The following is an 18,381-nucleotide window of genomic DNA, read 5'->3' as shown; positions in this document are numbered from 1 at the left end:
GACGGCCGGAGCGTTCCCAGGGGCGGCGGTGAGGGCAGGGGCGACGGCCGGAGCGTTCCCAGGGGCGGCGGTGAGGGCAGGGGCGACGGCCGGAGCGTTCCCAGGGGCGGCGGTGAGGGCAGGGGCGACGGCCGGAGCACCCGCGCCACCGGGGGCGGCGGCGGTCACGCGGGGACCGCCGCCGCACCGGCGGGACGGTCCGCGGCGGGGCCCGCGTCGCCGGCGTACCGGGGCACCAGCGCGGCGAGCAGTCGCTCGGCATCGCCCCGGGCCCCGGCGCCGGCGGTGTCGGCGGTCATCACGTGTCCCAGGTACTCGTTGTTGCTGGTGGCGGGCCGCACAGCGCGGCCGGGCCCGGCGAGGGTCAGCTCGACCACGGCCGGGTCGCGCCGGACGGCCGCCTCGCCGTCGAAACCGTCCAACTGTCCGGACGCCTCCTCCCCGGGGACCAGGAAGGCGATCGCGGCACTGGCGACCCCGGTGGGGTGGACGGTCAGGTCGGGCCGGCGGCCGAGGGCGACGTCCACGCAGGCGGCGGCGAGGTCGACGCCGGTGACCCGCCGGACCAGCTCGGTGATCCGGTTGCCGGCCGGCCGCGGGTTGACCTCCACCACCCGGGGCCCGGTCGGGGTGAGCTTGATCTCGGTGTGCGCGACGACCTGGTCCAGGCCGAGCGCGGCCAGCGCGGCAACGGCGGTGTCGGAGGCGGCCGTTGCGGCGGCCCGGTCGAGCGCGGCGGGGTACATGTGGCCGGTCTCGATGAAGGCCGGGGCCCCTCCGACGGTCTTGTCGGTGACCCCGACGACGTGCACCGCACCATCGGCGGAGACGGTCTCGACGCTGACCTCGGGCCCGGTCAGCAGCTCCTCCAGCAGCACCACGGGCTCCCGGCGCTGCCCCCGCGCATTGACCGGGAACGCGGCCAACGCCCGGAGCGCGGCGCGCAGTTCGTGCTCGTCGGCGACCTCCCGGACGAGCATCCCGGCACAGAGGTCGACCGGCTTGACCACCAGCGGGAAGCCGATCACCCGGGCGGCGGCGAGCGCCTGCCCGCGGTCGGCGCAGAGCGCGTACGCGGGCCCGGGGACACCGGCCCCGGCGAGTGCGCGCCGGGCGAGGTCCTTGCGGCAGGCGGCGGTGACGGCCTCCGGGGCCGGGCCGGGCAGCCCGAGCCGGTGGGCGACCCGCGCGACCAGCGGCAGGTAGTAGTCGCAGGAGGAGAGCACCCCGTCGAAGCCGAGCAGCTCGTGCAGCCGCCCGGCGTACGGAAGGAGGACGGCCGGGTCGTTGGTGTCGGCGGTCAGGATGTTCTCGGCGGCGAGCAGGGGATGCGGGGCGGCGGCGGGGGCGGCCCACAGGTAGTGGTGCAGGTCGCGGGTGAGGAAGGTGAAGCGGTGGCCGCCCTCCCCCAACGCCCGGGGCAGCAGCCCGCTCATGGAGCCGACCCAGCTCTCGATCACCAGCAGGTGCGCCACAGGTCTCCCTCTCGACGGCGGCGGCAGGCCGGTCCGACGTGCCGAGGGAGAAGGTAACGGCATTAGTTTTCATTTTCAACACGCTCGCGGGCGGCACCCGTCGAAGCGTCAGATGAAAGTCGTTTCCATGTAGGCTCGCAGGCACCCACCCCCTCCAGACCCGCGGAGCTTTTCTGATGGATCGTCAAAATGCCTACCTGATCAGGCATGCCCTCCCCGGCGACGTGCCGGGCGCGCGCCGGCTGATCCTGGACACCTTCTACCGCGAGTTCGGCTACGGCTACGTACCCGACTGGCATGCGGACGTGGTCGACCTCCAGGGCCACTACCTCGACCACCCCCGGCACGCCCTGCTGGTCGCCGCCCACCACGGCGAGGTGGTCGCCACCACCGCGCTGCACTCGACCGGGCCCGTCCACCCGCCGCACCCCCGCGAACTGGTCGAGCGCTACCCCTCCGGCAGCACCGCGCAGCTGGTCCGGGTGTACGTCCGGGCCGAGCACCGACGGCACGGACTGGCCCGCGAACTGGTCCGCCGTGCCTGTGAGTTCGCCGCCACCGAGGGCGGCTACGAGCGGCTCTACCTGCACACCAACACCGCGGTCGCGGGCGCCGAGGCGTTCTGGCGCAGCCTCGCCGAGGAGGTCTACGACGCCCGCCCGAGCGGTGAACACGGCCCGGGCGTCGCCACCGTGCACTTCGAGATCCCGCTGCGCCGCCCGGCCGTGGTCTGAACGGCGCGCGGCGTCCCCCGGGAGGGTGAACCGCCGGGTACCGCCTTCCACGGGGTGCGGACCTGCGCCAGGCTGGTGATCACCCGAGGGGAAGGGTCCCACCAGCGATGACCACCCGCACGCCGGCCCTGCCCGGCGTCTTCACCGGCCTGCCCGCAGGCCTCGGCCACTCGGCGCAGCGTGCGATCGCCGCCCTGGCCCGCCCGCACGCGGCCACGGGCCTGCAACCACGCCCGCCCGTCTTCGCCATGCCCTACCAGGTCCGCATGAACCCGCACCTGGAGGCGGCCCGCGAGCGCGCGGCCGAATGGGCCGAACGGACCGGCCTGACCGGGCCGGGCGGCGTCTGGGGCCGGGAGCACTTCGATCTCCTCGAACTGGCACTGTTCACCGCGCTCACCCAACCGGACCTGTCCCGCGAGGAGTTGCTGCTGGTCGGCGACTGGAACGTCTGGGCCTTCGCGGTCGACGACCACTTCCTCCGGTACAAGGCGGCCGCCGACGAGCCGGGCGCGCAGCGCTTCGTGACGCGTCTCGCCGCCTGCATGCCACTGGGCTCCGCCGCCGCCCCGGCCCCACAGCATCCGGTGGAGGCCGCACTGGCCGACGTCTGGACCCGCTCCGCGCCCGCGCTCCCCGCCGGGCTCCGCCGCCGGCTGCGGGACGCCGCACTGGACTTCGCCGCCGCCAACCTCTGGGAGCTGGCCAACAATCTGCGCGGACGCATCCCCGACCCGGTCGAGTACCTCCAGATGCGCCGCCGCACCGCCGGCACCCCGCTCTCCACCGTGCTGCCGCTGCACGCCTCGGGGCAGGACCTGCCGCCACAGCTGCTCGGACACCCGATCGTGTCGGCCCTGATCGACGCCTTCGCCGACAACGTGGACCTGCGCAACGACCTCTACTCCCACCGCAAGGAGACGGAGCTGGAGGGCGAGTTGAACAACGCCGTCCCGGTGTTCCAGCGCTTCCTGCGCTGCCCGCTTCAGACCGCCGTGGACACCGTGGGCGATCTGATGAACGCCCGGCTGGACTGCTTCGACCGGCTCATCCGCGAGGAACTCCCCAAGCTGGCCGACGAGTTCGGCCCAGAGGGATACCGGGTGGTGGCAGCCTTCGCCGACGGCCTGAAGGACTGGCTGGCGGGCGACCACGCCTGGTATCCGCGGACCGGCCGGTACACCGCCGGCCTCGGCTGAACCGCCGCCCGGCAGGGCCCGGCCGGCCGCCCACCGCGCACCCCGCCCGTCGGGCAGTCCGGCCCGCGACGCAGCGCCGGCCCGTCACGCGCAGCCGGCCCGTCACGCGCGCCCGGCTCACCCTGCGGACCGGACCGCCTCGCGGGCCAGCGCGAGGGTGGTCTGCAGCGCCCGCAGGTAGCCGGACCGCATTCGCTCGGCGGCGGCGTCCTCGTCCGGCCCGCCGCCGAGCTCCAGCTCACCGCGGAAGGTGAGCGCGAGGCCGTTCTCGTCCTCCTCGATGTCGTTGTGGATCACCCAGGCGGCCTTCTCGTCGTCGCGGAAGAAGCTGACCCCGGTCTTCGGCCGGAAGACGACCTCCTCACGGACCCGCTCGCCGTGGAAGACCACCTCGCGGACCAGCCCGTTCCCGGTGCGCTCGAGCACGGTGCACTCGTCCATGGCGGCGACGAACGGCACCGCGTTCTCGGCCTTGCGCTCCAGCGCCGCCCAGACGTCGTCCCGGGTGAGGCGCAGCCGCTCGGCCGGCTCGTTGACGCGCACGCTCTGGCTGACGACTCGCATGACTGTCTCCTCTTCGATCCACCCCGGCCGCATTGATTGCGCGGCCAAGTAAATGCTTGCGCGGCCAAGTAAACGCCTCGATCACGCTGGCCGCAAGGGCTTTCAGAAAGGCGTACAGGGATACCGGGGCAGCCGCTTGCGCGTACAATCACCGCGTGCGCGCTCACCAGAACCAGCCCCTCGCCGACGCCGGCGGTACCAGTCAGGCCATCGCCCGGGTCTCCCGACTGCACCGGGCCACCGCCGAGCGGCTGCTGCGCCCGCACGGGCTCCACGCCGGACAGGAGCTGCTGATGATGCTGCTCTGGGACGGCGGGCCGCAGCCCCAGGCCGCACTGATCGAGCACCTGGGGATCGACGCCTCCACCGTCACGCGCATGGTGCAGCGCCTGGAGCAGGCCGGCTTCGTCCGCCGCCGGCGCAGCGAGAGCGACCGGAGGGCCGTACTGGTCGAGGCGACGGCGGCGGCCCGCGCGCTGCGCGACCAGGTCGCGGAGACCTGGCGGGAGCTGGAGCGGATCACCCTGGCCGGACTGGACGAGATCGAGCAGGCCGAGCTGGCCCGACTCCTGGGGCGGCTGGAGGAGAACCTCGACCGACCCGCCGCCGAAATGTGACACAGGTCACACTCGATGCTGAAATTTCCGGGGACTGAATCCCCGTTTGCTCCTGCGTAGGCCTAAGCGGGGAAAACATCCCCGGTATGTTGGGAGGAGCACGCAGTGAGCAGCACCGCCGCCGTCACGCCGGTCCGCACCGCGGAGCCCGTCCGCACGCCCAAGCTGCGTGCGGACGCGACCCGCAACCGTGAGCGGATCGTCATGGCGGCACGTGACGCCTTCGTCGAGCACGGTGCGGACGCGCCGCTGGACGAGATCGCGAAGCGGGCGGGCGTCGGCAACGCGACGCTGTACCGGAACTTCCCGGACCGCACCGCACTGATCCGCGAGGTGGCGCTGCTCGTCAAGAACCGCATCCTGACCCTCGCCGAGACGGCGTCGGCGGAGAGCGACGGCCCGTTCGACGCCCTCCAGCGGTTCGTGCACGCGACGGTCGCGGAGAAGGTCGGTGCCCTGTGCCCGATCCTCACCAACCGGATCGACCCGAACGACCCGGACCTGACCGACGCCCGTCTGCGGCTGACGGCCACCGTGGGCGACCTGATGGAACGCGCCCGGCAGGCCGGCGAGCTGCGGCCGGACGTCGACCACGGTGACCTGTTCATCGCGATGAGCCAGCTCACCCGCCCGCTGCCGGACACCTCCTGCCAGCTCCTGGAGGAGTTCGTCCACCGGCACCTGCAGCTGTTCCTGGACGGCATGCGGGCACCGGCCCGATCGACCCTGCCCGGCCGGGCAGCGACCTTCGAGGACTTCCACACGGACCACTGACCCACGGCCGCACCGGCGGCCGGCACCGAGCACCAGCACCAGCACCAGCACCAGCACCAGCACCGACGATCGCCCGGACCGTCCGCGCCGATCCGCCGTGATCCCGCGCCGACGCACGCCGGCCCATGCCGGCGCGCGCCGATCCGCGACCCCGGCCGCCGAAGACCATTCGCACACCGACCGCCCCTGATCCGCACACCACGCACCGCGAAGTGAGTACCCCCATGCCAAAAACCGATGCCCTGCCCTCCACGCAGCCCGATCCGAGGCGCTGGAAGGCACTGATCTTCATCGGGCTCGCCCAGCTGATGGTCGTCCTCGACGCCACCATCGTGAACATCGCCCTGCCGTCGGCCCAGAAGGACCTCGGCATCACCGACGGCAACCGCCAGTGGGTGATCACCGCCTACGCGCTGGCCTTCGGTGGCCTGCTGCTGTTCGGCGGCCGGATCGCCGACCTGTGGGGACGCAAGCGCACCTTCGTGGTCGGCCTGACCGGCTTCGCGCTCGCCTCCGCGCTGGGCGGCGCCGCCGCCAACACCGCCATGCTGCTCGGCGCCCGTGCCCTCCAGGGCGTGTTCGGCGCACTGCTCGCGCCGGCCGCGCTCTCGCTGCTGGCCGTGACGTTCACCGAGGCCAAGGAGCGTGCCAAGGCGTTCGGCATCTACGGCGCCATCGCCGGTGGTGGCGGCGCGATCGGCCTGATACTCGGCGGCCTGCTGACCGAGTACATGAACTGGCGCTGGACCTTCTTCGTCAACATCCCGTTCGCCGTCGCCGCGGCGGTCGGCGCGGTGATGGTGATCCGTGAGCCCGCCGGGGGCCGCAACCGCAACCGGCTGGACATCCCCGGCGTGGTGCTGGTCACCCTCGGTCTGGTCTCGCTGGTCTACGGCTTCACCCGCGCCGAGTCGGACGGCTGGTCCTCCGGCGTGACGATCGGCCTGTTCGTCGCCGCCGCGCTCCTGCTGGCCGCGTTCGTCATGGTCGAGCGGAAGGTCAAGGCGCCGCTGCTGCCGCTGCGGGTCGTCCTGGACCGCAACCGTGGCGGTGTCTACCTGTCGCTGGGCCTGGCCGTGATCGGCATGTTCGGTCTCTTCCTGTTCCTGACCTACTACCTGCAGATCGTGCTCGGCTACAGCCCAGTCCTGACCGGCGTCGCGTTCCTGCCGATGGTGGCGGGCATGATCACCGGCTCGACCCAGATCGGCGCCCGGCTGATGACGAGGGTCCCCGCGCGCTTCCTGATGGCGCCCGGCTTCCTCGTCGCCTCGATCGGCATGCTGCTGCTCACCCAGATCGGCCTGGACACCTCGTACCCGGCGCTGATCCTGCCCGGCCTGATCCTGATGGGCCTCGGCATGGGCACCGCCTTCATGCCGGCGATGAGCCTGGCCACGCACGGCGTCCAGCCGCGCGACGCGGGCGTGGCGTCCGCCATGGTCAACACCTCGCAGCAGGTCGGCGGCGCCATCGGCACCGCGCTGCTCAACACCATCGCCGCCAGCGCCACCGCCACCTGGCTGGCCGCCCACGCGGGCGCCGCGACCACCCCGGCCGCGGCCAAGGCGGTGCAGTTCCAGGGCATGGTGCAGGGCTTCTCCACCGCGATCTGGTGGTCCTTCGGGATCCTGGTGACGGCCGCCGCGATCGCCTTCGTCCTGATCAACGCCGGCCGCCCCGGCGACGCCACGGCCGCCTCCGGCTCGGGCGCGGGCGCGGCGGAGAGCAACGACGTGCCGGTGCTGGTGCACTGACACCTCGGGGGCGACTCGGCCGACGCGGCCGACGCGGGTGCGAAGCGGCCCGTCCGGTGTTCCGACACCGGGCGGGCCGCTCGCCGTTTCACCCGTGTCGCTCACCGGGGGCGCACACCCCGCCCGCGCCCGCCGAAGACCGCCGACGTGCACCGGCCCACCGCAACACGAGCGGCCGCAGCCCCTCGAACTGTCGGCCCCGGTGGACGAGAATGGAGTCGCCCACCCGGCCGGTGCGCTCACACCCGCACCCGTGTCAGGACGACAGGCACGCGGAACGACTGGCGTACGGAACAGCGGGCCGCGGAACGACAGGCACGCGGAGCAACGGGCACGCGGAACGACAGGCGACACCGGCCCTGCCCTACCCGGAACGAGGGAGGACATCGTGCACGACCGTACCGACCTGCTCGCCGACAGCAGATACCTCCTGCTCACCACCTTCGGCGCGGACGGCAGCCGGTTGTGCTCGCCGATCTGGGTCGTCGCCGACGGTACGGCGCTCGGTATCTGGACGCCCGCCCACTCCGGCGAGGCCGAACGGATCCGGCGCCACCCGAAGGTGCTGGTCGGCCCCTGCGACGCCCACGGGCGCCCCACCGGACGCCAGCTCCCGGCCCACGCGGTCGTCTGCGACGAGGACGCCACCGCGCGCTACCGCACCTCGCTGATCAACAAGTACGGCATGGTGGCGCTGATCGCCCTGGCCCGCAGCCGCCTCCGGCTCGGGCTGGCCGGGACGGTCGGCATCCGGATCACGCTCAACGAGCTGGAGCAGCGGCTGATCGGGCCGGAGTGGCAGCTGCCGACGACGTACTGCCCGAACTGAGGCGCGCAGGAGGGGCCGCGCGGACTCGCACGTGCGTGGGCGTGCAGTCGCGTGGCCGGGCAGACGCGGGGACGGGCAGACGCGGGGACGGGCAGACGACGGGCGCAGCCACGTACGCGCCGGCGCTCCGGCCGCCCCGCGTCCCGTCGGGTGCGCGGGGCCGCCGTCCGGTGTCAGATCCCGTTCTCCGGCACCTTCGCGAGGTCGCCCGGCTCGCAGGCCTCCCGGCCGGTGCCGACGTGCACCACCTTCACCGCCCGCCCGGGGCCACCCGGCACCACCTGCTGCTCGTGTCCGCAGCGCGGGCAGATCAGCGGGATGCGTGGCCTCCGGGGTTCCGGGGCAGCGGGGCCGGTGGACGCGGCAGGGCCGGCGGACGCACCGCGCCCGGCGTCGCGGTCCGGCGTCGTCACGTCAGCGGGTGGGTCGGGACCGGGCTGACCTCCTGGATCTCGCCGTGGGCCTTGGTGAGCAGCTGCGAGGCGAGGTCGTTGAGCGCGCGGGCGGCCGCGATCTCCTCGCCGACCCGCAGCTGTTCCGGGTCCGACGGGTGACGGCTGGTGTAGCCGTGCGCCCGCAGCTCCGAACCGTCGCCCAGCCGCAACAGGGCGGCGGCTGCCGTCCGCGGCCCCTCCTCGCGGAACTCCATCTCGATGTGCCAACCGACAAGAGTCTGCATGGCGGATCACCTCCAGCGGTTACTCCTCCAGGGTGCGCCGCACCCAGCGTGAACACCAGACGAGGGCGGCGGGGCGGCACCCCGGGGGCGACTTGAACGCGTTCAACATCGCGGCGTAGAGTCGCCGGCGCACGGCTTGAACGCGTTCAGGACGGTTCGGGCGAACATGAGAGAAGGGGTGCGGCCGCCATGGGCACAGGCACCACCGAACTGGTCGACCTCCTGGTCCTGCTCGGCATGGGCGCCGTCATCCCGCTCGGCCTCGCCCTGATCGACGAGCCCGGCCTCGCCCGCGTCCGCCAGCTCTGGCCGCTGTCCGCCGTCCCCGGCGCCCTCTCGCTCTGGCTGCCGCGCGGCGGCCTCGCCACCGGCTGCGCCGTCCTCTACGCCCTCGGCACCCTCGCCGTCGCCGCCCACGCGCCGCTCCGGCTCGCCCGCACCCGCTCGCTCGCACCCGCCGAGATCGCCGTGCTGACGGCGCTCGCCACCCCGTCGGTGGCCGGGCTCGCCCTGGTCGCCGAACGCTCCGGGCACCGGCTGTTCGGCTTCGACCTCGACATCCTGGCCCTCACCGTGCCGCACTTCCACTACGCCGGGTTCACCGCCGCCCTCGTCGCCGGACTGGTCTGCCGGGCCCGGTCGAGCAGCGCCGCGGCCCGGTTCGCCGCGCTCAGCGTGCCGCTCGGCACCCTGCTCGTCCTGGCCGGCTACTTCATCGACGACTGGGCCGAACTCCTCGGTGCCGTCGTGCTCACCACCGGGATGTGGCTGGTCGGCCTGCTCACCTGGCGCGACCTGCGCACCCGCACCCCCGACCGGACCACCGCCGCACTGCTCGGCACCGCCTCCGCCGTCCTCGCCGCCACCATGGTGCTCGCCCTCTGGTGGGCACTCGGCGAGGCCTCCGGGCTCCCCCACCCCACCCTCACCTGGATGGCCGCCACCCACGGCGTCGGCAACGCGCTCGGCTTCGCCCTCTGCTCGCTGCTCGCCTGGCGCCGGCTCGCTCCGCTGCCCCGCCCGCTTCCGGTTCCGCCCCCGCTGTCGAAGGACGTCGCACGATGACCACCCCTGCGGCCACCGACCTCAACTACCCCGAGATCGGCGCCAGTACCACCCCCGGCCGCCCGCTCCCAGCCGGCTACAACCACCTGCGCCACCGCGCCCTGATCGGCCACGGCCGCACCGCCCTGGAAGCCGCCGGCACCGCCGTCCTCGGCTGGCGGATGCACCGCGCGGCCGGGGTCCGCATCACCACCGACGCCGGCCGGGCCGCCCCCGGCGCCGCCGTGCTCTGCGCGATCGGCATCGGCCCGCTGCGTGCCGCCGCCCCCTGCCGGGTCATCTGGACCGCCGACGGCCCCGACCGCTACGGCTTCGCCTACGGCACCCGGCGTGGCCACCTCGCCGTCGGCGAGGAGACCTTCCTGGTCGAGATGGGCCCCGACAAGGCCGTCTGGTTCACCGTCAACGCCTTCAGCCGCCCCCGCAGCTGGTACGCCCACCTCGCCGGCCCCCTCCTCCCCCTCGGCCAGAGCCTCTTCGCCCACCTCTGCGCCCGGGCCCTGACCCGCATCGCGGCAGCCGCGGCGGCGGCGCCCCGGTGAGAGCACCCGGCCCGGGCGGCCGGGCATGATCTGCGGGTGACCAGCTTCCTGACCCACCGCCGGCTCGTCCACGACGGCGGGCTGCCGGTGCACCGGCGGCATGCCGCCCTGCGGAGGTGCCTGGCCCGGTTCGCGCCGTACGGCCTGCGGGCGACGCACCACCACCTGACGCTGAGCGCCCGGATGCCGCGCAGGCCGGAGGCCGACCCGCCGACGCTGGTCCGGGCGGTCGAGGAACTTCACGAGGCACGCGTGCTCCGGCTCGCGCAGTCGGAGCGGTACGCGGCGCGGCGGCGGGCCGAGAAGGGGGCGGGCCGCAGGGCCGTCACCGGGCCGCCGGCCTGGTGGGAGGCGAGCTGGTGGGACTCCCCGAACGACGCCTGGCTGCACGATCCGACCTGCCCTCCGCCCCTGAGCCTGCCGGAGTACGTCCGGCGGCAGGGCGCGTTGCTGGACGGCGCGGCGCTCGCCGGGTGCCCCGCCTGCGGGGACGAGCGGCCGGCGGCGCTGCGGTCCACCGGGCACGGGTTCGTCGAGGCGTGCCGGGCCTGCGCGCGGGTGCTGCGGCCGTGTCCGTGCGGGCGGCGGCACCGCCTCGACCCGGTGGCAGGGGCCGGCTGGGCCGGCGTCCGGCGCCGCGACCACATGACCGACGCCGGCACCCCGAACCCGCACTGGCCCGTCCGCGCGGCGGCCTCGATCCTGCTCGGCCGCCGCGCGGACGGACGGCTCAGGCGGTGCGAACCGGGACGGTGACCAGCAGGGTGGCGCCGTCGAGGGTGCGGATCTCGAAGTGGTCGATGTCGGCGGGCTGGAACCCGGTACCACCGCTGGTCCGCAGGGCGGCCGGGGCGGCGCCCGTGGTGCCGTAGCCGGCGGCGGGGACGCTCCAGGTGGTGACGGTCTGACGGTCGCCGGCACGCGAGACGGCGACCAGGTCGCAGCTCAACGGTCCTTGGACGTGAGAGAGTTCGAGGCTGATCTGGCTCCCCCAGGTCTTGGAGTCGACGCCGACGGTGGCCCGGGCACCGGTGGCCGGGTCGGTGGCGGAGAACTGCTGGGCGGCGACGGCGACGACACCCGGCGAGTTGTCCGCGGTGACCACCACGGCCGTGACGGCGGGACCGGCCACGACCATCACCGCCGCCGCGGCGACCAGCACCAGCCGGCGGACCCTGCCCCGGCGACGGCCGGCCGTGACCTCGGCGACCAGCCGGTCCAGCAGCAGCGGGTCCGGCCGGGGGGCGGGGTCGGCCGGGTCCAGCCCGGCGGCCTCGGCGGAGGCCGCGTACTCGGCCAGCAGCGGTTCCATGAAGCCGAGTTCGCCCACCTGCTCGGCGCACTGAGGGCAGTCGGCGAGGTGCTGCTCGAATGCGGCGCGCTCGGCCGGTTCGAGCAGGCCGAGGACGTAGGCGCCGACGTCCACGTGGTCGCCCCCCGGGACGTGGTCGCGCTCGGGGCCGGTCGGACCGGACGGACTGGTGGGACCGAACGGGCCGGTGGGGTCAGAGGGGCCGGACGGACCGGGCTTGGACGGTGTCACGATGTCACTCCCCGTTCCTCCAGCGCGAGCTTGAGCGAGCGCAGCGCGTAGAACACCCGCGACCGTACGGTACCGGCCGGGACGCCGAGTTCGGCGGCCGCCTCGTTGACCGTACGGCCCATGAGGTAGGTCGCCACGATGACCTGGCGATGCGCCTCCGACAGGTCCCCGAGCGCCTCGGAGATCGTCATCAGCCTCAGCGCGCGGTCGAGTTCGTCCTCGGCGGGCAGCAGCTCCAGCGGCGCCGCGTCCACCTCGCGCGGGCGGGCCAGGCTGCTGCGGTGACCGTCGATGACGATCCGCCGCGCCACCGTCACGAGCCAGGGCCGCAGCGAGCCGGCCTCCGGGTCGAGCCGGTGGATGTTGCGCCAGGCCCGGACCAGCGTCTCCTGGACGACGTCCTCGGCCCGCTGGCGGTCGCCCGCGACCAGGTGGAGCACGAAGCCGAACAGCGGCCCCGCGTGCTCCTGGTACAGGGCACGCATGAGGTCCTCGTCCGGTGCGCCGGTGCCGCGTGCGGCCGCACCGCCGCCCGGGTGCTCCTCGGTCACGACGCCATCTTCGCGCACCCGCACCTCCGGGTCGAGAGTTCCACGTCCGGTCCGGACTGTCATCGATACCGATCCCGATGCCGCTCAGTAACCGCCGTAGCCGCTGCCGGGGGTACTGGGCATCGTCCCGCCGGAGGGGGCGCCGGCCCCCGCCTTGGCGCCGGTCGGGGTCAGGGCGAACCAGGTACCGCCGACGCCCTGGCCCTTGGTGTCGCCGGGCTTCGTGTCGGGCGCGTAGCGGTAGGCCGGCCAGCCGTTCAGGGTGATCTGCTTGCTGCCGTCGGCGCGGGTGACGGTGCCGACCAGCTTGCTGTCGATGCCCTTGACGGTGACCGCGCCGTTGGCCGGCGCGGGCGGCCAGGTCGAGGCGCAGTTGCCGTTGCAGTTGGACATCGGCGGGTTGGCCGTGTCCTTGTCGAAGCGGTAGAGGGTGAACCCGGCGCTGTCGGTGACGACGGTGCCGAGTTTGGGGTCGGTGGCGGTCTGCAGGGTGGCGGCGCCGGCCGGTGCACTCGAGCCGGAGGGGCTGGAGCCGGCCGGGCTGCTCGGCATCGCGGGTGCGGTGGCCGTGGAGCCGGAGCCGGACGACGTCGAGGAGCCGCCGCCGGACGACCCGCAGCCGGCGACCAGGGCGGCCGCGGCGATTCCGGACGCGGCGAGCACGGCGATCCGGCTGGTACGACTGTTGCTGTGCATGGTGTTCTCCCCCGGTGGACACGCACGGGCGCCTCTGCCGGCGCGCCGCGCTGAAGCGGACACCCACCTGTACGGACGGGAGCGGCGGAGTGCTCAACGGGCGGCCAAGATTCTTCGGAATAGCGCGCGGGCGGGCGCGGTTGTCGCGGGCACATGGCCTGAGCCGCCGCCTCCCGAAGGGCAGGAATCGCGACATGAGCAGCACGGTCGAGCTGACCAAGGAGAACTTCGACGAGATCGTCCCCGGCCAGGAGGGCAAGGATTTCGTCTTCATCGACTTCTGGGCGGCCTGGTGCGGCCCGTGCCGGCAGTTCGCCCCGGTCTACGAGAAGGCCGCCGAGCGCCACTCGGACCTCGTCTTCGCGAAGGTGGACACCGAGGCGCAGCAGGAGCTTGCCGCCGCCTTCGGCATCCAGTCCATCCCGACGCTGGCGATCATCCGCGAGGGCGTGCTCGTGTTCTCTCAGGCGGGTGCGCTGCCGGAGGCCGTCTTCGAGGATCTGATCGGTCAGGCCCGGAAGCTGGACATGGCCGAGGTGAAGCGCAAGGTGGCGGCGGAGCAGGACGGCGGTCACGAGGTCTGACGGGTTCCGTCCGATGATCTGACGGACCGACGGTTTCCGCGACGGTAGGCCGGGGGTGACGATGCCCCCGGGCCCGTCGGCATGCGCGCGGCGGGCATGACAGGCGGCCGTTAGCGTGAGCCCGTGCACCCCGCCCGGCGTAAAGCCCGTGGACCGGGCCCGTGGGCCCGGCGCGGGGTCTCAGCCCCGAGGCAGGTCCGACGGCTCGGCCCCGGGCGCCAGGCGGGCCGCGAGGCCGTCGAGGAGCAGGCGCAGGGCGAGTTCGAAGCCGCGCTCGTCCAGCCCGGGCGCGCCGGTGCCCGGCCCCCCGCGCCCGGCGGAGGCCTCCAGTGCGCCGGCGAGGGCCGGGTAGCGGGGGCGGTAGTCGTCGGCGGGGCTGCTGAAGCCCGCGCTGAAGGTCTCCAGTGCGGAGCCGAGCACCAGATAGTCGAGCGCCGCGGCGGCCTCGGCGGCGTCGGCGGGCGCGAGGCCGGCCCGGCCGAGGGCGGCGAGCAGGGTGTCGTAGCCGAGCAGCTGGCGTTCGGCCCCGACCCGGCGGCGGGCGAGCAGCGCGATGGTGTTGGGGTGGCGCAGGAAGGCGGCGCGGTAGCCGCGGGTGTAGGTGGTGATGCCGGCCCGCCACCCGGTGTCGTCGGTGCCGGTGAGCGGGCCGAGGTCGATCTCGGCGTTGACCAGTTCGGCGAGCCCGTCGATCAGCTCGTCCTTGCCGCTCACGTGGTTGTAGAGGGAGGCCGCCTTCACGCCCAGGCGGTCGGCCACGGCGCGCATGGTGAGGCCGTCCGGCCCTTGTTCGTCGACCGTGTCGAGGGCGGCCCTGGCGATGATCTCCCTGCTCAGCAGTGCCCTGCTCGGTCGTCCCACGCCTGTCGCCCCTCGCTGCCGGCCGCGTCGCCCACGGTGTCCGGCTCACGTTATTACAGCCCGGTCTCGGCTCTTCCGCTGCCCCGGGGCGACGCGTTACCGTCCCGGACTAACAAAGTTAGTTTTCCATGGCGGTCCTCCCCGGGCCCGCCGTGGACGACGGCAAGGTGGACGCCCCATGACCGAGCACCCCCCAAGATCCCGGATCTCCCAGGCCCCCGGCTCAGGCACCGGGGCCTCGCCGGCCTCGGCCCGCGCGACGGACACCGGCGCCGACCGAGGCACCGGCGCAGGCATCGGCGCAGGCTCCGCCACCGACGCCGAGCGGCTCGCCGCGCTCGGCTACCGGCAGGAGCTGCGCCGCAGCCTGGGCGTCCTCGGCAACATCTCGATGGGCTTCGCCGTCGTCTCCCCCGTGGTCGGCCTCTACGCGGTCAGCCAGGTCGGCATCGGCGTGGCCGGCGGCGCCTGGGTCTGGGCGCTCCCGGTCTGCCTGCTCGGCCAGATGCTGGTGGTGGCGGTCTACTCCGAACTCGCCTCCCAGTGGCCGCTGGCCGGCGGCGCCTACCAGTGGAGCCGGCGCCTCGCCGGGCCGGCCTTCGCCTGGCTGACCGGCTGGATGTGGCAGTTCGCGGTGATGTTCGCCAACACCACCGTCGCCTACCTGGCCTCGCCCTGGTTCTTCGCCCTCTTCGGGCTCACCCCGACGCCCGTCCAGCTGGTGCTGGTCTCGGCCGCGTTCATGCTGGCCTGCACGCTGGTCAACGCCTACGGCATCAACCTGCTGCGCCGGTTCGTCTCCCTGGGCATCGCCGCCGAGGCCGTCGCCTCCGTGCTGGTGGGCTTCGCGCTGCTGCTCTTCTTCCGGCAGCACGGCTTCGGCCTGCTGACCGACCTGCTGGACGCGCCCGCCACCGCCGGGGTCTCCACCGGGGCGGCGTTCCTCGCCGTGGTCGCCGTCGGCGGCTGGGCGTTCATCGGCTTCGACGCCTGCGTCTCCACCGCCGAGGAGACCAAGGACGCCGCCCGACAGGTGCCGCGGGCGATGTGGTGGGCGCTGCTGAGCGTCGGCGTGGTGGTCATCCTGAACGCCGTCGCCGTCGAGCTGGCCCACCCGGACCCGGCCGCCGTGGTCCGCGGCGAGGACCTCGACCCGGTCACCACCGCGGTCACCGCCGGGTTCGGCGACTGGTCGGCCAAGCCGTTCGTCGTGGTCGTCCTGGTCTCGTTCACCGCCTGTCTGATGGCCTCGCAGGGCGGCGCCGCACGCGGTCTCTACTCGCTGGCCCGCGACGGCGTCTTCCCGTTCTCCGCCCAGGTCCGCCGGGTCAACCGGCACAAGGCTCCGATCGGCGGGCTGGTCGCGGCCACCCTGGTCAGCTCGGCCGCGCTGCCGCTGGGGCTGGAGTCCACCGCGATGGGCAGCCTGATCACCTTCGGCACGGCCGCCACCTTCCTGCCGTTCTTCCTGCTCAGCCTGGCCGCCCTGCTGGCCCGGCTGCGCGGCGCCTGGCGGCCGTCCGGCGCCGTCTCGTACGGGCGCGCCGGGACGGTGATCAACGCCCTCGCGGTGCTCTGGACCGGCCTGGAGGTGGTCAACATCTGCTGGCCGCGCACCATCCTCGCGCCGCCCGGCGCGCCCTGGTACCAGGTGTGGGCCGCCGTGCTCGGCGTCGGCCTGGTCACCCTGGCGGGCCTCGGCTACCTGCTGGTCCGCCGTCCGCAGCGGCTGATGCGCGGGCCCGGAGCGGGGGACGCGCCCGGCGAGCGGTCGGGTGACGCGGACGAGCCGGCGCCGGCGGTGCACTGACGGGGGCGTGCACCGGCCGAGTGCCGAAACGGGGCCGTGCACCGGCCGAGTGCCGGGCCGGGGGCCGGGCTCGGCAGGATCGGACCGCCGGCCGTACCGGCCTCAGGACGCTAGGGCTCGGACGCGTCCTCGCTCCACCCGGTGAGCCGGGCGGCGAGGGCGCGCACCTCCGTGCGCAGGGCGTCCGGGGTACGGACGGTGAACGGCCAGCCGAGGCCGGCCAGCATCACCGCGCAGCCGGCGAGGTCCTGGGCCCGGGCCCGCAGCAGGACGCGGCCGTCCCCGGTCTCGGCGAGGCTTCCGGCCGTCGGGGGGATGCGGTGCCGGGCCTCGGCCAGGGTGGTCGTGAGCACCACCTCCACCTCGTGCGTCCACGGCACCGATCCCAGCGACTCCATCACCCGCTGGACGGCGTCGAAGCCCTCCGGCGGTTCGAAGCCGGCCTCGCCCTGCTCGGCGGCCTCGATCCGGTCCAGCCGGAAGGTGCGCAGCTCGCCGCTGCGGTGGTCCAGCCCGGTGGTGTACCAGCGGCCGGAGTGGAAGACCAGCCCGTACGGGTCGAACTCGCGTTCGCCGGCCGCACCCGTGCGGTTCCGGTAGGCGAGCCGGACGCGGCGCCGGCGGCGGGCCGCCTCGGCGAGCGTGAACAGCGCGGCCGTGTCCGGGCTCGGGCCGGCCGCGGGCGCCGAGGTCAGCCCGAGCGTCTGCTCCACCGCCGCGACCCGCTCGCGCAGCGTCGGCGGCAGCACCCGCTGGATCTTGGCGAGCGCCGACTCGGCGGCCTGCTCCCCCACCGACAGCCCCGAGCGGCGCCCGGCCAGCAGCCCGAGCACGACGGAGGCCGCCTCGTCCCCGGTGAGCATCAGCGGGGGCAGCCGGAAGCCGGGCATCAGCCGGTAGCCGCCGTAGCGGCCGCGGTCGGCCTGCACCGGGATGCCGAGACCTGCCAGCCTGGCCGCGTACCGGCGCACCGTGCGCTCGTCCACGCCCAGCCGCTCGGCCAGCTCGGCGCCGGTGAGGCCGGGCCGGGCCTGGAGCAGCTCCAGCAGGGCGAGGACGCGGCTGACCGGGTGGTCCATCGACACTCCTTCGATCCGGCCGGTAAATCCGGTCGTGTTCTGTCCGGATTCGATCCTAGGGTCGGCGTAGCGAGGTCGGCGTGGCGGCGGGCGGAGCGTGACGTCGCCGGTGCGCCGATCGCCTTGCACCGCAAGGAAGCAAGGACGGCAGGGAAGCAAGGACGGCAAGGCCGCCGAGTAAGCAAGGCCGCCAACGCCGGAAAGGGCCGTCGGCACAGTGCTGACGGCAAAGTTGCCCGGAGAGGACCGATCAACCATGAGCACCTTCGTACTCGTCCCCGGTTTCTGGCTCGGAGGTTGGGCCTGGGACGCGGTCGCCGAACCCCTGCGCGCGGCCGGGCACACCGTCCATGCGGTGACCCTGCCCGGTCTCGCCGAGCGGGCGGGCGAGGCCTCGCCCGAGGTCGGCGCGGAGACCCACATCGCCGACCTGACCGACCTGCTGACCGGGGAGGACCTCCGGGACGTCGTGCTGGTCGCCCACAGCGGCGGCACGATCGCCGTCTCCGGCGCGGCCGACAGGGTCCCCGAGCGCATCCGCCGGGTCGTCTTCGTCGACTCCGGCCCGCTCGACGACGGCGTCGCGCTGAGCGACCTCTGGGAGCCGGCCTACCGCGAGACGCTGGAGGCCTCAATGGTCGACGGGTGGCGGCTCCCGCTGCCGGCCTGGGACGTGCTGGCCTCCGGCGGGGCCGGCGTGGAGGGGATCGACGAAACCGGGCTGGCCCGGTTCCGTGAGCTGGCCACCGACCAGCCGGCCCGGACGGTCAGCGAGCCGGTGCGGCTGGCCGGCCGGGCCGCGAAGCTGCCGAAGGCCCTGATCTCGTGCTCCATCCCGCTGGAGCAGGTCCGGGCGATGATCGCGGCCGGCCACCCGTACTTCGCGGCGCTCGGCGGTCCGGAATGGGAGCTGCGGGAGGTGCTGACCGGCCACTGGCCGATGTTCTCCCGGCCGGCCGAGACGGCGTCGGTGCTGGCGGAGCTGGCGGAGCTGGCGGAACTCCCGACGGCCTGAGGCGTTC

The 18,381-nt window shown here is 74.2% G+C and carries 21 protein-coding genes; 12 read left to right on the top strand and 9 right to left on the bottom strand.

The genetic code is table 11. The annotated features are described in order from the left end of the window. Positions 1-164 precede the first annotated feature (164 nt). Positions 165-1,475 (bottom strand): ATP-grasp domain-containing protein, encoded by a 1,311-nt coding sequence (locus ACZ5WK_RS35450; protein ID WP_465553866.1) that lies wholly within the window; start codon positions 1,473-1,475, stop codon positions 165-167. A gap of 176 nt (positions 1,476-1,651) precedes the next feature. On the opposite strand from ACZ5WK_RS35450, the gene ACZ5WK_RS35445 reads away from it, so the two are divergent. Both ACZ5WK_RS35445 and ACZ5WK_RS35440 read left to right on the top strand, forming a co-directional pair. Further along, positions 1,652-2,209, top strand: coding sequence for a GNAT family N-acetyltransferase (locus ACZ5WK_RS35445; protein WP_465553864.1), 558 nt, complete (start codon positions 1,652-1,654; stop codon positions 2,207-2,209). Between the two features lie 107 nt (positions 2,210-2,316). Continuing rightward, positions 2,317-3,408 (top strand): terpene synthase family protein, encoded by a 1,092-nt coding sequence (locus ACZ5WK_RS35440; protein ID WP_465553862.1) that lies wholly within the window; start codon positions 2,317-2,319, stop codon positions 3,406-3,408. Positions 3,409-3,525: 117 nt separating this feature from the next. On the opposite strand, the gene ACZ5WK_RS35435 is transcribed toward ACZ5WK_RS35440, so the two are convergent. Next, positions 3,526-3,972, bottom strand: coding sequence for an SRPBCC family protein (locus tag ACZ5WK_RS35435; protein WP_465553859.1), 447 nt, complete (start codon positions 3,970-3,972; stop codon positions 3,526-3,528). A gap of 155 nt (positions 3,973-4,127) precedes the next feature. Between ACZ5WK_RS35435 and ACZ5WK_RS35430 the strand changes: the two genes are divergently transcribed. The 4 genes from ACZ5WK_RS35430 (at position 4,128) to ACZ5WK_RS35415 (ending at position 7,949) form a co-directional block, all read left to right on the top strand. Next, on the top strand, positions 4,128-4,589 hold the full coding sequence (locus ACZ5WK_RS35430; protein WP_465553857.1) for a MarR family winged helix-turn-helix transcriptional regulator: 462 nt from the start codon (positions 4,128-4,130) through the stop codon (positions 4,587-4,589). Positions 4,590-4,694: 105 nt separating this feature from the next. Further along, positions 4,695-5,363 (top strand): TetR/AcrR family transcriptional regulator, encoded by a 669-nt coding sequence (locus ACZ5WK_RS35425; RefSeq protein ID WP_465553855.1) that lies wholly within the window; start codon positions 4,695-4,697, stop codon positions 5,361-5,363. 224 nt (positions 5,364-5,587) lie between these two features. Then, entirely contained in the window at positions 5,588-7,120 is a 1,533-nt protein-coding gene (locus ACZ5WK_RS35420; RefSeq protein ID WP_465553853.1) for an MFS transporter, read from the top strand. A gap of 388 nt (positions 7,121-7,508) precedes the next feature. After that, positions 7,509-7,949: a PPOX class F420-dependent oxidoreductase gene (locus ACZ5WK_RS35415; RefSeq protein WP_465553851.1), complete on the top strand. Its 441-nt coding sequence runs from the start codon at positions 7,509-7,511 to the stop codon at positions 7,947-7,949. 173 nt (positions 7,950-8,122) lie between these two features. Here the strand turns inward: ACZ5WK_RS35415 and ACZ5WK_RS35410 are convergent, their stop codons facing one another. Continuing rightward, a complete protein-coding gene (locus ACZ5WK_RS35410) occupies positions 8,123-8,362 on the bottom strand; it encodes a hypothetical protein (protein WP_465553849.1) in 240 nt (79 codons plus the stop codon). Continuing rightward, the gene (locus tag ACZ5WK_RS35405) at positions 8,359-8,628 is read right to left on the bottom strand and encodes a DUF1876 domain-containing protein (protein WP_396319056.1); all 270 of its coding nucleotides are present in this window, start codon (positions 8,626-8,628) and stop codon (positions 8,359-8,361) included. The genes ACZ5WK_RS35410 and ACZ5WK_RS35405 overlap by 4 nt, the downstream gene beginning before the upstream one ends. Before the next feature lie 189 nt (positions 8,629-8,817). Between ACZ5WK_RS35405 and ACZ5WK_RS35400 the strand changes: the two genes are divergently transcribed. From ACZ5WK_RS35400 to ACZ5WK_RS35390, 3 genes are read left to right on the top strand one after another with little or no spacing between them, the layout of a single operon-like run. Beyond that, a complete protein-coding gene (locus ACZ5WK_RS35400; RefSeq protein WP_465553847.1) occupies positions 8,818-9,693 on the top strand; it encodes a YndJ family protein in 876 nt (291 codons plus the stop codon). Further along, entirely contained in the window at positions 9,690-10,235 is a 546-nt protein-coding gene (locus ACZ5WK_RS35395; RefSeq protein ID WP_465553845.1) for a DUF1990 family protein, read from the top strand. Before ACZ5WK_RS35400 ends, ACZ5WK_RS35395 begins: the two co-directional genes overlap by 4 nt. Before the next feature lie 36 nt (positions 10,236-10,271). Continuing rightward, positions 10,272-10,991: a hypothetical protein gene (locus ACZ5WK_RS35390; RefSeq protein ID WP_465553843.1), complete on the top strand. Its 720-nt coding sequence runs from the start codon at positions 10,272-10,274 to the stop codon at positions 10,989-10,991. On the opposite strand, the gene ACZ5WK_RS35385 is transcribed toward ACZ5WK_RS35390, so the two are convergent. From ACZ5WK_RS35385 to ACZ5WK_RS35375, 3 genes are read right to left on the bottom strand one after another with little or no spacing between them, the layout of a single operon-like run. After that, entirely contained in the window at positions 10,966-11,778 is an 813-nt protein-coding gene (locus tag ACZ5WK_RS35385; protein ID WP_465553841.1) for an anti-sigma factor family protein, read from the bottom strand. The two genes, ACZ5WK_RS35390 and ACZ5WK_RS35385, sit on opposite strands and share 26 nt — an antisense overlap. Next, complete coding sequence (locus tag ACZ5WK_RS35380; RefSeq protein WP_405359381.1) at positions 11,775-12,392, bottom strand: sigma-70 family RNA polymerase sigma factor; 618 nt, start codon at positions 12,390-12,392, stop codon at positions 11,775-11,777. The genes ACZ5WK_RS35385 and ACZ5WK_RS35380 overlap by 4 nt, the downstream gene beginning before the upstream one ends. A 21-nt stretch (positions 12,393-12,413) precedes the next feature. Further along, positions 12,414-13,025 carry a hypothetical protein gene (locus tag ACZ5WK_RS35375; RefSeq protein ID WP_465553839.1) on the bottom strand — a complete coding sequence of 204 codons (612 nt, stop codon included), beginning with the start codon at positions 13,023-13,025 and terminating at the stop codon, positions 12,414-12,416. A 194-nt stretch (positions 13,026-13,219) separates the two neighbouring features. Here ACZ5WK_RS35375 and trxA point away from each other — a divergent pair, with 194 nt between their 5' ends. Next, positions 13,220-13,609: a thioredoxin gene (gene trxA / locus ACZ5WK_RS35370; RefSeq protein WP_396319063.1), complete on the top strand. Its 390-nt coding sequence runs from the start codon at positions 13,220-13,222 to the stop codon at positions 13,607-13,609. Between the two features lie 180 nt (positions 13,610-13,789). On the opposite strand, the gene ACZ5WK_RS35365 is transcribed toward trxA, so the two are convergent. Further along, on the bottom strand, positions 13,790-14,470 hold the full coding sequence (locus tag ACZ5WK_RS35365; protein ID WP_465553836.1) for a TetR/AcrR family transcriptional regulator: 681 nt from the start codon (positions 14,468-14,470) through the stop codon (positions 13,790-13,792). Positions 14,471-14,648: 178 nt separating this feature from the next. Here ACZ5WK_RS35365 and ACZ5WK_RS35360 point away from each other — a divergent pair, with 178 nt between their 5' ends. Further along, positions 14,649-16,280, top strand: coding sequence for an APC family permease (locus ACZ5WK_RS35360; RefSeq protein ID WP_465553834.1), 1,632 nt, complete (start codon positions 14,649-14,651; stop codon positions 16,278-16,280). 110 nt (positions 16,281-16,390) lie between these two features. On the opposite strand, the gene ACZ5WK_RS35355 is transcribed toward ACZ5WK_RS35360, so the two are convergent. Continuing rightward, positions 16,391-17,359 (bottom strand): helix-turn-helix transcriptional regulator, encoded by a 969-nt coding sequence (locus ACZ5WK_RS35355; RefSeq protein ID WP_465553832.1) that lies wholly within the window; start codon positions 17,357-17,359, stop codon positions 16,391-16,393. A gap of 256 nt (positions 17,360-17,615) precedes the next feature. On the opposite strand from ACZ5WK_RS35355, the gene ACZ5WK_RS35350 reads away from it, so the two are divergent. Beyond that, complete coding sequence (locus tag ACZ5WK_RS35350; protein WP_465553830.1) at positions 17,616-18,374, top strand: alpha/beta fold hydrolase; 759 nt, start codon at positions 17,616-17,618, stop codon at positions 18,372-18,374. Positions 18,375-18,381 lie beyond the last annotated feature (7 nt).

The organism is Kitasatospora sp. NPDC032757 (assembly GCF_055579305.1).
Note: the sequence above shows the minus strand (reverse complement) of the source record. Positions and strands in the feature narration are given on the sequence as shown.